Source organism: Streptomyces sp. NPDC044003 (assembly GCF_056435185.1).
The window spans coordinates 242,462-257,474 of sequence record NZ_JBWKFA010000009.1 but is presented as its reverse complement, the minus strand read 5'-3'; the positions used below and the strand labels follow the sequence as shown (position 1 = coordinate 257,474).

General features: G+C 73.4%; 15 protein-coding genes. 6 read left to right on the top strand and 9 right to left on the bottom strand.

Features of this window, described 5'->3' with window-relative positions:
• Positions 1 to 108 precede the first annotated feature (108 nt).
• Positions 109 to 1,716, bottom strand: a complete 1,608-nt coding sequence (locus AC07AW_RS31355; protein ID WP_478818838.1) for a TROVE domain-containing protein — start codon at positions 1,714 to 1,716, stop codon at positions 109 to 111.
• A gap of 339 nt (positions 1,717 to 2,055) precedes the next feature.
• Positions 2,056 to 2,517, bottom strand: coding sequence for a MarR family winged helix-turn-helix transcriptional regulator (locus AC07AW_RS31350; protein ID WP_478818837.1), 462 nt, complete (start codon positions 2,515 to 2,517; stop codon positions 2,056 to 2,058).
• Here AC07AW_RS31350 and AC07AW_RS31345 point away from each other — a divergent pair.
• Genes AC07AW_RS31345 through AC07AW_RS31330 form a run of 4 tightly spaced genes read left to right on the top strand, consistent with a single transcriptional unit; the run spans position 2,474 to position 5,427 of the window.
• A complete protein-coding gene (locus AC07AW_RS31345; protein ID WP_478818836.1) occupies positions 2,474 to 2,992 on the top strand; it encodes an MFS transporter in 519 nt (172 codons plus the stop codon). The genes AC07AW_RS31350 and AC07AW_RS31345 overlap by 44 nt on opposite strands.
• Before the next feature lie 24 nt (positions 2,993 to 3,016).
• Positions 3,017 to 3,169: a hypothetical protein gene (locus AC07AW_RS31340; RefSeq protein ID WP_478818835.1), complete on the top strand. Its 153-nt coding sequence runs from the start codon at positions 3,017 to 3,019 to the stop codon at positions 3,167 to 3,169.
• A 54-nt stretch (positions 3,170 to 3,223) separates the two neighbouring features.
• Complete coding sequence (locus AC07AW_RS31335; protein WP_478818834.1) at positions 3,224 to 4,693, top strand: hypothetical protein; 1,470 nt, start codon at positions 3,224 to 3,226, stop codon at positions 4,691 to 4,693.
• Positions 4,690 to 5,427: a Type 1 glutamine amidotransferase-like domain-containing protein gene (locus AC07AW_RS31330; protein WP_478818833.1), complete on the top strand. Its 738-nt coding sequence runs from the start codon at positions 4,690 to 4,692 to the stop codon at positions 5,425 to 5,427. Before AC07AW_RS31335 ends, AC07AW_RS31330 begins: the two co-directional genes overlap by 4 nt.
• Here AC07AW_RS31330 and AC07AW_RS31325 read toward each other — a convergent pair.
• The 7 genes from AC07AW_RS31325 to AC07AW_RS31295 form a co-directional block, all read right to left on the bottom strand.
• Positions 5,408 to 6,013, bottom strand: a complete 606-nt coding sequence (locus AC07AW_RS31325) for a hypothetical protein (RefSeq protein ID WP_478818832.1) — start codon at positions 6,011 to 6,013, stop codon at positions 5,408 to 5,410. The genes AC07AW_RS31330 and AC07AW_RS31325 overlap by 20 nt on opposite strands.
• Positions 6,010 to 7,644: a serine/threonine-protein kinase gene (locus AC07AW_RS31320; protein ID WP_478818831.1), complete on the bottom strand. Its 1,635-nt coding sequence runs from the start codon at positions 7,642 to 7,644 to the stop codon at positions 6,010 to 6,012. The genes AC07AW_RS31325 and AC07AW_RS31320 overlap by 4 nt, the downstream gene beginning before the upstream one ends.
• A 197-nt stretch (positions 7,645 to 7,841) precedes the next feature.
• Positions 7,842 to 9,041 carry a S8 family peptidase gene (locus AC07AW_RS31315; protein ID WP_478818830.1) on the bottom strand — a complete coding sequence of 400 codons (1,200 nt, stop codon included), beginning with the start codon at positions 9,039 to 9,041 and terminating at the stop codon, positions 7,842 to 7,844.
• 220 nt (positions 9,042 to 9,261) lie between these two features.
• Positions 9,262 to 10,407 (bottom strand): RNA polymerase sigma factor, encoded by a 1,146-nt coding sequence (locus AC07AW_RS31310; protein WP_478818934.1) that lies wholly within the window; start codon positions 10,405 to 10,407, stop codon positions 9,262 to 9,264.
• 8 nt (positions 10,408 to 10,415) lie between these two features.
• Positions 10,416 to 10,823 (bottom strand): YciI family protein, encoded by a 408-nt coding sequence (locus AC07AW_RS31305; protein ID WP_478818933.1) that lies wholly within the window; start codon positions 10,821 to 10,823, stop codon positions 10,416 to 10,418.
• A gap of 152 nt (positions 10,824 to 10,975) precedes the next feature.
• Positions 10,976 to 11,599, bottom strand: a complete 624-nt coding sequence (locus tag AC07AW_RS31300) for a GNAT family N-acetyltransferase (RefSeq protein ID WP_478818829.1) — start codon at positions 11,597 to 11,599, stop codon at positions 10,976 to 10,978.
• Positions 11,596 to 12,945, bottom strand: coding sequence for an MFS transporter (locus AC07AW_RS31295; protein WP_478818828.1), 1,350 nt, complete (start codon positions 12,943 to 12,945; stop codon positions 11,596 to 11,598). The genes AC07AW_RS31300 and AC07AW_RS31295 overlap by 4 nt, the downstream gene beginning before the upstream one ends.
• A 91-nt stretch (positions 12,946 to 13,036) precedes the next feature.
• Here AC07AW_RS31295 and AC07AW_RS31290 point away from each other — a divergent pair, with 91 nt between their 5' ends.
• Positions 13,037 to 14,005 carry an ArsR/SmtB family transcription factor gene (locus AC07AW_RS31290; RefSeq protein WP_478818827.1) on the top strand — a complete coding sequence of 323 codons (969 nt, stop codon included), beginning with the start codon at positions 13,037 to 13,039 and terminating at the stop codon, positions 14,003 to 14,005.
• A gap of 101 nt (positions 14,006 to 14,106) precedes the next feature.
• Positions 14,107 to 14,874 (top strand): MerR family transcriptional regulator, encoded by a 768-nt coding sequence (locus tag AC07AW_RS31285; RefSeq protein ID WP_478818826.1) that lies wholly within the window; start codon positions 14,107 to 14,109, stop codon positions 14,872 to 14,874.
• The last annotated feature ends 139 nt before the right edge of the window (positions 14,875 to 15,013 follow it).

The window sequence follows — 15,013 nt, the reverse complement described above, 5'->3', positions numbered from 1 at the left end:
CCATGGCCAAGTGGCCGACGTGGCCCACGTGCTGACCTCTCCCCAGGGCCAAGGGACCGGCGCAGCTCAGGAGCTGACCTCTCCCCAGGGCCAAGGGACCGGCGCAGCTCAGGTGCTGGCCTCTCCCCATGGCCACGTGGCCTCGCGGCCCGCCTCGATGAGCCCGACCATGCGGAACGCGGCGTCCGTGAGGCCGCCGAAGGTGTGCCGGTGGGGGCCCGTGGGGCCGTGGGCGGGCTGGTATCCCGCCAGGTTCCAGGTGTAGACGGGGATGTCGGCCGGGACCGTATCGGCCGGCACGGCAGGCTGGTACGGGGCGGTCTGTTCGTCGGTGACGATCAGGATCCGGTCGTGGCCCCGGTAGTGCTTCCGTACCGCGTTCGCGGTGTAGGTGCCGCCCATGCTGCGGAAGCGCTTCAGCACCTCGAGGACCGGCTCGCCCGTCGTGTACGGCACTGCTGCGCTGCCCCAGCCGAACTCCACCAGGTCCGCCTGCTCGGCGCGCATGGCCAGCGCGGTGCCGAACACGGCGGCCGCGTCGGCACGGGTCAGCTTGGACCGCTCGGAGACGGTGTCCCAGAACATGGAGTCGGACCGGTCCACGAGGATCAGGGTCCGGCCGGGCAGGGCCGGTACGTTGGCCAGGGAGTGGCCGAGTGCCGATTCCAGCGGGGCCGCCCAGCGCGGCGACGGCGCGTGCTGATGGGCGGCCAGGTAGCGGAAGGGGAACTGGCGGGACCGGGCGACCTCTTCGGCGTCCGAGAGGCGTCCGGCGACCCGGGCCGCGACCTCGTCCGAGACTCCGGCCTCGTCGAAGTTCCGCAGGTTCCGGAGGAGGGCCATCGGTCCCATCGTGGGGATCAGGGCCTCCCAGACGGCGGCGTCCATCGGCCCGTGGAGCCAGCCCGCCACGGCCTCCCACGTCATGCCCGCCGCGGCGAGCCGCTCGGGGCCGCCCGGCCCGGTCACCAGCGGCCGCCGCTCGTCCGCCGCCGTCTCCAGGAGCGCCCGATGGGCGGTCAGCAGCGGGTCGGACGCCGGCGGAACCGCCCGCTCGGGGTGGTGGCGGCGATCCAGCGCGTACCGGAAGAGCGCGCCCTGCCAGGGCTTGTCCGGGTCGGGGGTGGCGTGCACGAGGTTGAGCACGTCGCCGAAGCGGAAGGCCTTGGACGCGGTGTCGTACTTGAGCAGGGACCGGGACGTGTACAGCCGGCGTACGCCGTCGGCGATGCCCCGCTTCACGGGCTGCGGCATGTTCCGCCCGTACGCCGAGATCCAGTGGGCGAGCAGCTCGCCGGGCTCGTCGGCGCGCTGGAGCACGGAGTCGATCACGGACCGGTTGGACGGGCCTTCGGTCGCTCCGGCCTTGAGCCGGGCCCGCACGTACGCGGCGGCGCCCACCAGGGACGCCGTGCGCATGTTGCCCTCGCCGCGCAGCCAGCGCAGCAGGCCGGCCGTCCATGCGGGGTCCTCGACGGCGAGTTCACCGACGAGTCGGACGTACCGCGCGTCCCGGTCCTCGCCGCTCTCGTAGAACGTCCCTTGGGAGACGAAGTTGCCGACGGCGAGGAGGAACAGCTCGTCGCGGGGCTCCCGGACGAAGGCCGGACCGCCCGGGTAGGTGCGGAACCCCGGCCCGACGGGCGGGTGGTGGATCCGTGGTGGGGACGCGGGCATGGCGCGGGCGGCCGCCAGGATGTGTGGGGCGACGAGCATGTCGGACCACATCTTGGAGACACGTGGGGTGTGACGAGGCAGTGAATCTCCCCGGATTCAAAGGGTCGGACGGCCCCGGGCACGACGTCCGGCGGGGCGAGGCCCCCGGGCACCATGCCCGGCGGGGCGAACACGCCCGCGCCTGCCGAGATCAGAAGAGGCGGCGGCGTCACTTTGTTTTCGGAAGGAAGTAGCCGCAGCCGGGCGCATCGGGAGGCGCGGTCGCGAAGCCAACGTACAAGGCCCCGCAGCCCGCGCACCAACGATTTAACGCGGGGTCATCACGACGACCACCGGGGTGGGCCACCGCATCGCCGACGACGCTCCGGCCGGCTGCACTCACTCCTCGTTCGTCGGCTGTGTGACGGTGAGCCGCGCCAAGAGGTCCGCGAGTTGCTCCTGTTCGTCCCCGCCGAGCCCGGCGAGGAGTCGGCGCTGGTTGGCCAGGTGGACGGCGATGAGTTCGTCGGTCAGAGCGACGCCCTCGGGGGTGAGGGTGATGAGGCGCCCGCGCGAATCGGCCTCGTCGACGGTCCTGGCGACCAGACCGCGGGCTTCGAGCCGGTCGACGCGCTTGGTGATGGCGCCGGTGGTGACGAGGACGGTGCGGCTGAGCTCGCCCGCGGAGAGGGCGTAGGGCTCGCCGGTCCGTCGGAGCGCGGCGAGCAGGTCGAAGTCCCCGCTCCCCAGGCCCGCTTCGGCGAAGGGCGGGCGCAGCTGCTGGTCGAGGGTGTGGGTGAGCCGGAAGAGCCGGCCGATGACGAGCGTACTGGTCGCCCGGATCCCCCAGGTCCGCAGCACCGCCAAACACCGTGAAAAGCAGGGCGGTTACCGCCAGGTGCTCGCCGACCGCCCCTATCTCCTCCTGACGACCGCCAACTTCCTCATCGCCTTCGGCTACACCACCCAGGCCATGGCCCTGCCCGTCTTCCTCACCCGCGACGTCGCCCTGCCGGACGCCCTGGCGGGGGCGGTCTTCGCGGTCAACACCGTTCTGGTCGCCGCACTCGGCGTGCCCGCCGCCCGCCTGACCTCGCGCGGCCGGCGCACCCGTACGGCCGCCCTCGGCGCGGTCACCTTCGCGCTCTCGTTCGCCGCCTTCGCCGCCCTCCCCCGGCTGGTCCACGGCGCGGACGCCCTGGTCGTCGTCCTGGCGGTCGCCGCGCTCTACACCGCCGGCGAACTCATCCACTCCGCCCCCGCACAGAGCCTCTCCGTCCAGGCCGCCCCCGACCACCTGCGGGGCCGCTACCTGTCGGTCTACCAGCTGTCCTGATCGGTCTGCCGCACTGTCGCGCCCATGCTCCTGGGGTTCCTGCTCGACACGGGACCGTGGCACCTGTGGACGGTGCTCGCCCTCCTCGTCCTGACCGGCGCGGCGATCCTGCTGTGCGCCGAGCGGTCGCTCCCGGCCCGCACGAACATCACGGGGCCTCGCACGTCCGCGATATGAGGTGGACTCAGCGGGCTCGCGTGCTGTTCCATCGCCTCCGACGGGGAGGATCGTATGCACGACGCACTGCTGCTGGGGCTGGCCGAGAACCCGGCTCTGCCCGCCGACCTGTTCGCCCTGCTGGCGGCGACCGGTGACGAGGACGTCCTGTACGCCCTGGCCACCCGCGAGCAGCTCACCGCCCCTCAGATCGACGCACTGCTCGCCGCCGGCGACCCGGCACTCACCAGCTGTCTGATACGGAGCGGGCGGGTGCCGTGGTCCCGGATTCCCGCAAGCCATCCCGGACGGGCCGTGGACGCGGTACTCGGCGGAGTGGCTCCTGTGGCCCTCTGGTGGGAAGCGGCCACCGATCCCGATGCCGGGGTGCGGCAGGAGGTCGCCTACGAGTTCGACGCGCCGAGCGAGGTCGTCGCCGCCCTCGCCCATGACGCGGATCCCAGGGTCGTGGCGGACGCCGCCGGAAACCCCCGCCTCCCGCCGGAACTGCTCCCCCGTCTCGCCCGCCACCCCAGCACGGTCGTACGAGAGGCAGTCGCCGGCAACGAGCACGCGCCCGCCGCGGTGCTCGCCGCCCTTCTCGCCGACGGTGGCCACCCGGCCCCGACCCGCTGCGGCGCGTGCCACCGGCGCGAAACGGCCTGCCTCGACCACGCGCCCGGCGTCCGACGCGTCCGACTCGCGGCAGCCGCTCATCCGGCCGTGCCGACGGCGGGACTCGCCGCGTTCCTGGACGCGCCCGAGGTCCGGACGGTCACGACGTTCGCGGCCCGCACCGACCTCCCGACCGGTTTCGTCGACCGGCTCGCCGAACACCCCGCCGCAGACGTCCGCGCCGCGGTCGCCGCCAACCCCGCCGTACCCGAAGCCCTTCTGCGTACGCTCGCCACCGACCCGGATCCGGAGGTCCGGCGGGCCATCGCCGAGAATCCGGCCGTCCCGCTCGACCTCCTGGTCGCCGTCGCCGCGCACGAACGGCTGCCGGACGAACCGGCCCCGCGCGTCGAATCCGCCACGGAGACCGAGCTCCGCACCCTCGCCGCGAGTCGTGTGGCGCAGGTCAGAGCCCTGGTCGCCGACCGCGCCGCGCTGCCGTCCGCCCTCGTCGAACAGCTCGTCGCCGACCCGGACCCCGGGGTCGCCCGGCGGATCGCGGCCCACCCGGAACTCGCCCCCGGCCAACTCGCCGAACTGGTGGAACGCCACGGGCCGCCCGTCTTCAGCGCCGTCGTCGGCCGACCCGGCTGCCCCGCCGCCGTGCTGCACCACGTGGCGGCGCACCCGACGACCGGCCGTCGCGTCCTGCGGGACATCGCCCGCCACCCGTCCGCACCTCCCGAGGCCCTCCTGCTCTGCCTGGCGGCCGAGTCCCCGGATGTCCAGCAGTACGCGGCCGCTCACCCGGCTCTCCCGGTGTCGGTCCTGCAGTCGCTGATCGACGGCCCCGACGAGACGCTCGCCCGGGCGGCCGCCGAGAACCCGGCGCTGCCCGAGACGCTGATGAAACGGATCGTCACCTCATGAACCAGCACTCCAGCGGCCGGCGTCGGCTGGCGCTCCTCGGGGGTGGCTTCTCCACCGACGGCGACGGGCTCCTCGACGACTGGGTGCTCGGTCAGGCGCGCGCCGCCCGGCCGAAGGTCTGCTTCGTTCCCACGGCCAGTGGTGACGCCCCCGGCTACGTAGAGCAGTTTCTGGCGGCCTACCGGTCGCGCAACTGTGAACCCGGCGTCCTCCCCCTGTTCCGGCGCGCACTCGATGACGACGCCCTGCGGACCTTCCTGCTCTCCCAGGACGTCGTGTACGTGGGCGGGGGCAACACCGCGAACCTGCTCGCGGTGTGGCGGGTGCACGGCGTGGACCGTCTGCTGCGCGAGGCCTACGACCGGGGGACCCTGCTGTGCGGGATCAGCGCCGGCGCCAACTGCTGGGCCGACGGCTCGCACACCGACTCCTTCGGGCCGCTCACTCATCTCTCCGACGGTCTTGGCCTGCTGCCCGGCTCGGTGTGCCCCCACTACGACAGCGAGCCGGGCCGACGCGCTTCCTATCGGGCGGCTGTGGCAACCGGTGCGCTGTCCGCCGGCTGGGCGGTGGAGGACGGCGTCGGCGCGCTCTTCACGGACGGCCGGCTGACGGACGCCGTGAGCCGCGCCCCCCGGGCCCGGCTGTACCGGGTGGAGCCGGACGAGGAAGGCGGAGCGAGGGAACGAGCCCTGTCGTGTCGCCCCCTGGGGCTCACTCGCAGCGGTACGTGAAGGCGCCCTCCGCCGTACGGGCCGTGGGGGACGTGATCACCAGGCGTGCCACGGCGTGGTGGGTGCCTCGGCCCTCGAAGGTCCACAGGAGGTGGAGTCGGGCCTCCTTCCGGCCTCGGGGCACGGTCTCGCGCAGGGGTGCGGAGCGGGTGCCGTCGCTGCGTTCCCAGTGGTACGTGAGGGTGCCCGGGCGGCCGTCGGTGCGTACGACGCCCAGCACGTTCGCCGTGCCGTCGCAGCCGAGCGTCCCTTCCGGGGCGGTGACCGTGATGTCCCGTACCGAGACCCGGGGGCCGTACTCGCGCCACGCGAGCAGTGCCAGGACGGCAAGGAGGATCACGGCCGCCGGCACGTACCGGAGGGGCCAGCGGGAACGGGGTCGGCGCGGTGGTGGGGTGCCGGGCAGGGTGCCGTGCCAGATCTGAGCCGCCGTGGGCGTGTTCTGGGCGCGTCGGGCGGCGGCCGCGGTCACCCCGGGGCCGAAGCGGAGGACTTCGCCCTCCACGCGGTCGGGCGTCGGGTCCGGTGTCGGGCCCTGGAACCAGTGGCTGCCCAGTTCGGTGGCGCTGTAGTCGTCGTCGTTCACGTGATCACACACCGCCTGATGAAGATCTGCTGGAGGGAGCCGCCGTTCGCGGCGCCCGGGTCCGTCGTCGCGCGCACGCCCCAGTAGCAGCCGCTGCCCCGGACCACGTGCGGGAGCGTCAGGGTGTAACGGTCCGCGCCTTCGCGCCGGATGGTCTCGGAGCCGTCCGGCGTGCCCGGCACGTCCTTCTCGTCGCTGGTGGACCACTCGACGAGGAGTGTCACCGGGCCCGTTCCGTCCGTCGTGATCTCGACGGTGGCCTCGGCCGTCGTCGGCCCGGTCTGGCGCAGGCTCGTGACGGAGACGGACGTGACGGAGACCGGCGGCTGCGTCGGGGGCGTCGTCGGTGGGGTGGTGGGCGGAGTCGTGGGTGGGGTCGTGGGCGGGGTGGTGGGGGGAGTCGTCGGCGGCGTCGTGGGCGGGGGCGTCGGATCCGTGGTGGTGGATGAGGGGGTGGGTGGTGGTGTCGAGGTCGCCGGCGGTGATGTCGTGGGGGTTTCCGGCGCGGCGGAGGGCTCCTCGGTCGTCGGAGACGTACTCGGGCTCGGGCTCGGTGACGTGTTCGTCGTCGCGAAGGCCTGCGCGGCCTCGTCGCCGTCCGACTCCGCTCCCCCGGCCCGCGCGGCGAGCGCGAGCAGCAGCGCCAGGACCAGGGCGGCGGCGCCCGCGGGCAGCCCGTGCGGGAGCCACCGGCGGAGGCCCCGGGCGGGGGGCGTCGGCAGGGTCGTCGTGGCGAGCGCCGTCGTGCCCTGGGCCGTACCTCCGGCGGAGGGGAAGAGCAGCGGCAGGAGTGCCGCGAGGGCCGCCAGTCGGCCCCGGCCCCGCTCCTCCCAGTCCGGTCCGTACGCGGCCGTGGCCACCGACTCCAGTTCGCTGACGAACGCCTCGGCGTTCTCCGGCCGTTCGTTCGGGGCCTTGGCGAGGCCCCGGCGGATCAGCGGGCGCAGCGGCTCCGGGGCCTGTCCGTCGGGTACGGGTGCCTCCAGGTGCTGGAGGGCGAGTTCGGCGAAGTTGTCCCCCGCGAAGGGCTTGCGTCCGGTCAGGCACTCGAAGAAGGTCGCGGTCGCCGCGTAGACGTCGGCCGCGGGCGAGGCGGGTGCGCCGTTCCACTGCTCGGGTGCCATGTAGGCGGGCGTCCCGGCGATGCCGGGGCTGCTGTCCCGTCCGGCCGCGATCCCGAAGTCGACGAGCTTGGAGGACCCGTCGGCGGCGACGAGGACGTTCTCGGGCTTGTAGTCGCGATGGACGACGCCTGCCCGGTGGGCGGCGGCGAGGCCGAGGAGCGAGCCCTTGAGGACGGCGAGCGCGGCCTCGGGGCCGGTCGCGCCTTCCCGGGCGAGCAGGGCGCGCAGCGCGACGCCGTCCACCAGCTCCATGACGATGGCCGCGCCCTGCGGCGACTCGACGTACTCGTAGAGCCCCACGACGTGCGGGGTGTCGAGGGTGCCGAGGAGCCGGGCCTCGGAGCGGAATCCGCGGACGAAGGACTCGTCGGAACGGAGCCTTTCGCTCAGGTACTTCACGGCCACCGGCACGCCGGTCGCGTCGTGGGTGGCCAGCGCCACCCGTCCGCTGCCGCCCGCGCCCAGCTCCCGGGACTCCGTGTAGCCCGGGACCACCCATGCGCTCATCCCCGTACCCCCTCGGCGCCGTGGCGGGACCTTGGCGAGGCCGACCGGCCTTCCTCCACAGGGACAGATTCTCGCCACGGCCGGTTCCCGGCGACAGTAGGCCGACGGTGGTTGTCGACCGCGGACTGACTCCGACCCCGTACGGAATGGGGAACGGCCCCCCACGGTGGTGGAGGGCCGTCCGAGGTGCGGTGCGGTTACGGAGTGACCTTCAGGAGCTTGTTCGCCGTGCCGGCCGAGGGGTTCTTGATGGCGTCCGGTGTCGCCGCCCCGGTCAGCGCGGCGGCCGTGTCCGCGGGTGTCGCCGACGGGTGGGCCGCCAGATAGAGCGCTGCGGCACCCGTCACATGCGGCGTGGCCATGGACGTCCCGGAGATCGTCTTGACGCCGGTGTCACTGTCGTTCCAGGCCGAGGTGATGTCCGAGCCGGGGGCGTACAGGTCGACCACCGCACCGAAGTTCGAGAAGTCCGACTGCTCGTCGTCCTTGGTGCTGGACGCGACGGTGAGGGCTTCGGCCACCCGGGACGGGGAGCCCTGGCCGGCGTCGGAGGACTCGTTGCCGGCCGCGACCGCGAAGGTCACGCCGGAGGCGATGGCGCGCTGGACCGCGGCGTCGAGCGCCTCGTCGGCGCCGCCGCCGAGGCTCATGTTCGCGACGGACGGACCGGAGTGGTTCTTCGTCACCCAGTCGATGCCCGCCACGACCTGCTCGGTGGTGCCGGACCCGTTGTCGTCGAGCACCCGCACGGCGACGATCTTCGCCTTCTTGGCCACGCCGTGGGAGGTACCGGCGATGGTGCCCGCGACGTGGGTGCCGTGGCCGTTGCCGTCGTCGGCCGTGTCGTCGTTGTCCACCGCGTCGAAGCCGTGGGTGGCCCGGCCGCCGAAGTCCTGGTGGGTGATCCGTACGCCGGTGTCGATGACGTACGCGGTGACGCCCTCGCCCCCGCCGTCCGGATAGGTGTACTTGTCGTCGCCTGCCGTCTCCGCCTGGTCGATGCGGTCCAGGCCCCAGGACGGGGGCTTCTCCTGCGTCTCGTTGATGCTGAAGCGCTTGTTCTGCACGACCGTCTCGACGGCGGGGTCGGCGGCGAGCCGCTTGGCCTCCTCGACGGTCAGGCCCGATGCCGAGAAGCCGTTGACCTCGGAGCCGTAGGAGCGCTGGAGCGTGCCGCCGTACTTCTTCGCGAGGTCCGCCTTGTTCGCGGATGCGTCGAGGATGACGACGAAGCTGCCGGCGACGGCACCCGGGGCACCGAGTCCGTGCACGGTGCCCTCGGCCGGGGCGGCCGCGCCGGCGAGATTGCCCGCGAGCAGCGCCGCGGTGGCGGCGCCTGCTACTCCTGCGGCTATGGCCGCGTTGCGAAGTCCGCGGGATCGCTTGTGAGTTGCCATGAAAAGGGTCTCTCCTCGTGTTGACGTGTGGGGCGTCAAACGTTCGAGGGAAACCCTGTGCGAGTTGGCAGGAGCAAATCAAGTGCGAACCAGGGGTAAGGGGTTCTTCAACAAGGTTTCTTAATAAGCCCTCCGCATCGCCTCCACGTCGCACACGCCCTGTCGCGAACTCCTCCGTGAAATGGGCACGTTCGAGGCGGACTCCGCGACGGACGGGACGTCAGCGACGCAAGTGGGTGTTGAGGCGGGCGGCCTGACGCGTCAGATGGTCGCGTTCCAGAAGGTCGGTCGCCTTCTTCGCCGCCTCCGCGTACAGCCGCGCCGCCGTCGTCCGATCGCCGGCGCGTTCGTGGAGGTACGCCGCCACGGCCGCGTACCGGGGCAGGGAGGCGTCCAGCTCCGCCAGCGCCGCCAGGCCGGCGCGCGGTCCGTCGGCCTCGCCGACGGCGACCGCGCGGTTGAGCCGGACGACCGGGCTGTCGGTCAGGCGGGTGAGCTCGTCGTACCACTCGACGATCTGCACCCAGTCGGTCTCCTCCGCCGTGGGCGCGTCGGCGTGGAGCGCCGCGATGGCGGCCTGCGCCTGGAACTCGCCGAGGCGGTCTCGGGCGAGCGCCGCCTGCAGGATCTCGACGCCCTCGGCGATCGCCCCCGTGTCCCACCGGCCGCGGTCCTGCTCGGCGAGCGGCACGAGGCTGCCGTCGGGCGCGGTCCGGGCGGCGCGGCGGGCATGGTGGAGCAGCATCAGGGCGAGGAGCCCCGCCACCTCGGGGTGGTCGATCGCCGCCGCGAGCTGGCGGGTGAGCCGGATGGCCTCGGCGGAGAGGTCGACGTCACCGGAGTAGCCCTCGTTGAAGACCAGGTAGAGGACGCGCAGCACGGTGGCGACGTCGCCGGGCCGGTCGAGACGAACACCGGAGACCGTGCGCTTGGCCCGGCTGATGCGCTGCGCCATCGTCGCCTCGGGTACCAGGTAGGCCTGGGCGATCTGGCGGGTCGTCAGCCCGCCCACGGCGCGCAGCGTGAGCGCGACCGCGGACGAGGGCGTCAGGGACGGGTGGGCGCACAGGAAGTAGAGCCGGAGCGTGTCGTCCGCCGCGGGCGCGGGCCCCGGCGCCGGCTCCTCGTCGACGAGGTCCTCGCGCCGGCGCCGGGCGGTGTCCGCCCGGGTCGCGTCCAGGAACTTGCGCCAGGCGACGGTGACCAGCCAGCCCTTCGCGTCGCGGGGAGGGTCGTCCGGCCAGACGCGGACCGCCTCCACCAGTGCGTCCTGGACGGCGTCCTCGGCCGCCGCGAAGTCGGCTCCGCGGCGGACGAGGACGGCGAGGACACTCGGTGTGAGGCTGCGGAGCAGGGCCTCGTCCATGGACGTGGTCACTCCGTGATGGTGGGCGGCGCCGCCATGAACGGGCGCAGTTCGAGCCACTCGTGAATCGGCTTCCCGCCGGCCCCGGGGGCGGCCGAAAGCTCCCCGGCGAGCTCCAGAGCGCGCTCGTAGCTGTCGACGTCGATCACCATCCAGCCGGCGATGAGGTCCTTGGTCTCGGCGAACGGGCCGTCGGTGACGGGCGGGCGGCCCTCTCCGTCGTACCGGACCCACACTCCCTCGGGGGCGAGCCCCTGGGCGTCGACGAACTCTCCGGTCTTCTCCAGCCGGGCGGCGAAGTCGTGCATGTACTGCATGTGGTCCGAGATCTCCTGGGGCGTCCAGTGGTCCATGGGCACGCAGTCGTCCACGACCGGGGCGCCCCGGTAGTGCTTCAGGAGCAGGTACTTGGCCATGATGTTCTCCTCGGTGCTGATGCGGCCCATTCTGGTCGCTCTCACACCGGGGACGGAGCAGCCCACGGGTTCTCGACATCATCGCCGGATCTTTTTTCCGGCTTTCTCGACGTGCCCCAGCGGGCCGCGTCGAGCGGCACGGCCGACCCCGCTCACGGGGCCGTCGTCGGCCTGCCCAGGTACCAGACGGGGCCGGGGTCGTCCACGGACAGCAGCCGGAAGCCGAGACGGTCGTAGAACGCCCGGGCCGGGGTGTTCGCCCGCGCCATGCAGAGGTGCACGGCCGGGACGCCGTGCCGGCGCAGGGCTTCCAGGAGGGTCGACATCAGGGCGCGGCCGTACCCCCGGCCCTGCCATGCGGGCAGCAGGTCGATGTGGAGGTGCGCGGGGAAGCCGGTGAGTTCCTCGCGGACCATCCGTTCCGGCGTGTGCAGCAGTCCGGTCATCTCCTCGGCCGGAGTGCGGGCCGCTCCCGCGACGGGCGGGTACCGGTCCGTCACCTCCGGCAGCCACTCGGCGCGGAACCGTCCGGCGAACGCGGCCGTGTCCGGTGCGCCCAGGACGTAGCCGACGGCGCCGCCGGCACCGTCGTCCAGGACGAAGGCGAAGTCGGGTTCGAGGTCCACGTACGGGTAGGCGAAGATCGCCGGCAGCAGCTCGGGGTCCGGGTACGGGAGCGACGCGTCCCCGCCCTCGTGCGCCGTCCTGACGCAGATGTCGCCGAGCGCGGCGCGGTCCGAGGGCCGGTACGGGCGGATGTGCGGTGCGGTCGTCACCCGGTGCAGCCTGCCACCTTGGGAGCGCTCCCGCAGGGCTTTTCCTCGACCGGGAGGTCACGGCGCCCGCGCAGCGGAGAGAGGAGCGTGGGAAGGAAGCTCAGGCAGAGGAGGGCTCCACCCGCCCAGAGGGCCGCGCGCGGCGAGTAGTGCGCGCCGATGGCACCGGCGAGCGCGGCGGCGAGGGCCATCGCCCCGGTGAGGAGGAACCGGAAGGTGGCGTTCATGCGGCCGAGCAGGCCGGCCGGGGTCAGACGCTGGCGGAGGCTCACGCCCAGGACGTTGACCGTCCCCGTCCGTACGGAGGACGCGAACCATCCGGCGCCGGCCACCCACAGCCACCCGCCCCGGTCCATCAGGGGCACCAGAAGGCCCGCCGGAGCCAGGCACAGGTGGGTCAGGACCAGCCCCCTGCCGTGTCCGAACCGGTCGGCGAGCGGACGGGCGCAGCGCGCACCGAGGAACATCCCGGCGCCTCCGACCGCCCAGAACAGACCGAGCGCGCCCGCCGACAGACCGAGGTCACGGGTGAACACCAAGGGGAGCATCGTGGTCACCATGACCGATCCGAGGTTCCCCACCGTGCCGGTGAGCGCGAGGGCGCGCAGTTCCGCGTGGCGCAGGACATGGCGCAGTCCCTCGGCGATCTGGGCACGGAGGTTCGGCCCCGGGCCGGCGGCCTGGGCGACGGGGGTGCCGGGCGCGGTCTCGCGTGCCAGCCTCATCAGCCGGAGCCCCGACCCGAGATGGGCCGCCGCCGAGCACACCACGGCGAGCGGTGCGCCCAGGAGCTGCACCAGCGCGCCGCCCGCTCCCCGCCCCGCCACGTTGCCCGTGGCCATCAGAGTCACCAGGGCCGAGTTCGCCGGGATCAGGGCGGCGGGCTCGACGAGCCGGGGCAGCGCGCTCTGTCCGGCCACGTCGAAGAGCACCGTGGCCACCCCGGTCAGGAACACCACCGCGCACAGACCGCCGAAGGTCAGGAGGTCGCACCACCAGGCCACCGGGATCCACGCGAGGAGCGCCGCGCGCACCAGGTCCGCCGCGATCAGGACCGTGCGGTGCCGCATCCGGTCGACCCACGCGCCCGCGGGAAGGCCGATGAGCAGGAACGCCGCCGTACTGAGGAAGCCGAGCAGGCCGACCTGGCCGGGCCCGGATTCCAGTGCGAGCACGGCGATCAGCGGGACGGCGACGTACGAGACGTTCGTCCCGAGAGCGCTCAGGACGGAGGCGGAGAACAGGACGCGGAAGTCCCCCGTGCGCCACGGGGACCGGACGTCGAGGGGACGATGCGAGCGCAGGGGAGACCGCATGCGCCGCGAGGCGGCGAGGAAGGTGGGCATGCCCGATACGGTGGCCGGTCGTCCCAGCCAGGGGCCAATGTTTTAGCCTCACATGAATCCAAGGAACGCCGGCCCGCCAGGAGGGGCACCCGTGCTGGAGATCGAGTTCTCGGCCGAGGACGTCGCGCGCACCCGCTTCGCCATCTCACCGCTCTGGGAGGTCGTGGCCGGCGCCCGGGTGCTCCTGGGGGCCGACGAGCAGGCCCTGCACCGCCGCTGGGCCGCGCAGGTACGCGCCCGGATCGCGGCGGCGCGGCTCGATCTGACGCCGCTGACCTCGCTGGTGCCGGTGCCCGCGCCTTCCATCCCCGGTTTCCTCTGTCCGCCGCCCAGCACGTCCGGCCCGTCGCTCGCCGTGGAGCTGGCCGCGCTGCGCGCCACCCCGCCCGAGCGGATCCGGGCCTCCGCGCCCGAGGCGCAGCCCGGCGTCGACGCGCTGCGGGCCGATCCGGAGCGCGGGCTCGGGCGGCTCGCCGATGTCATCGCCGCCTTCTGGGAGCTCGCGATGGCCCCGTACTGGCCGCGGATCCAGACGCATCTGGAGGCCGACATCCAGTACCGGGCCCGCCGCTTCGCCGAGGGCGGGACGCGGACCCTCTTCGCGGACCTCGAACCTCGACTCGCCTGGGACTCGGGCACCTTGAGCGTCCAGCACCGCTTCGTCCACGGCGTGCGCAGGCTGGACGGGCGTGGGCTGCTCCTCGTGCCGTCGGCGTTCGTCTGGCCCCGGGTCTTCTCGACGACGGACCCCCTGTACCAGCCGGCCCTGCGCTATCCCCCGCGCGGCATCGGCACCCTGTGGGAAGCCCCGCCCGAATCCGCCTCCCGGGCCCTCTCCGGGGTCCTCGGCCGGTCGCGCGCGCAGCTGCTCGCGGAGCTCACCGCACCGGCGTCGACGACCGAACTGGCCGGGCGCACGGGCCTCACTCCCGGTGGGGTGTCCCAGCACCTCGGCGCCCTGCGCGCGGCCGGTCTCGTCTCGGCCCACCGGGCCGGGCGGGCCGTGCTGTACGCACGCACGCGCGTGGCGGAGGAACTCGTCGCGGGGGCGGGCCGGTGACGGCCCGGATCGGAGGGTTGAAGTTACCGTTGCGGCAGCTTCTACCGTCCTGACCAGGGCCGGAAAGACCGGCCCGTGACGCACTCGTGCGGGAGGCGGCAATGGACTGGCCCATCGCGGAGGTCGCCCGGATGTCGGGCGTGACCGCCCGGACCCTGCGGCACTACGACGAGATCGGCCTGCTGCCGCCGGCCCGGATCGGCGCCAGCGGCCACCGCCACTACGGGGAGCAGCAGCTCCTGCAGTTGCAGCAGATCCTCGTCCTGCGGGCGCTGGGCGTGGGACTGCCCGAGATCGGCCGGATCCTCGCCGAGCAGGTCGACGAGGTGGAGGCCCTGCGCGGCCACCACCGGCGGCTGCTCGCGGAGCGGGACCGGCTCGACGCCCTGGCCGCCACCGTCTCCCGCACGATCGGCGAACTGGAGCAGTCCAGGAAGGACGGCACATCCATGACCGCGATCAACCGACCCGAGAACCTCTTCGAAGGCGTCCAGGCGGCTCAGTACGAGGAGAGCCTGCGCGACTTCCCCGAGCACACCGAGGCGGTCGCCCGCCGGGTCACCGCCATGACCCCGCAGGACATCGAGGCCGGGCAGCGCGAGCGCACGGCGCAGATGGTGCGGCTCGCCGAGCTGATGGCCGCCGGCCTGCCGGCCGACGCCGAGCCCGTACAGGCCGAGACGCAGGCCCAGTACCGGGCCCTGACGGAACTGCGGGCCGGCTCCGTCTCCGTCGAGGAGTTCCGCGCCCTCGGGCGCTCCTGCGTGGAGAACGAGCAGTGGCGCGCGGCGTACGAGGCGATCGCACCGGGCCTCGCCGCGTACCAGCGAGATGCCATCGAGGCGTACGCGACCTCCGGGCTGGGCTGAACCGGGGGGTGATGCCACCGACAGTGCGCTGTCCTCCACAGCGCACTGTCAGCCGGGACTGACCCCCACTGATGGCGCGGGGTCATCCAGGACTCGCTGTCGCTGACGGCGCGGGTGATCCGGGACTCGCCGTCACTGA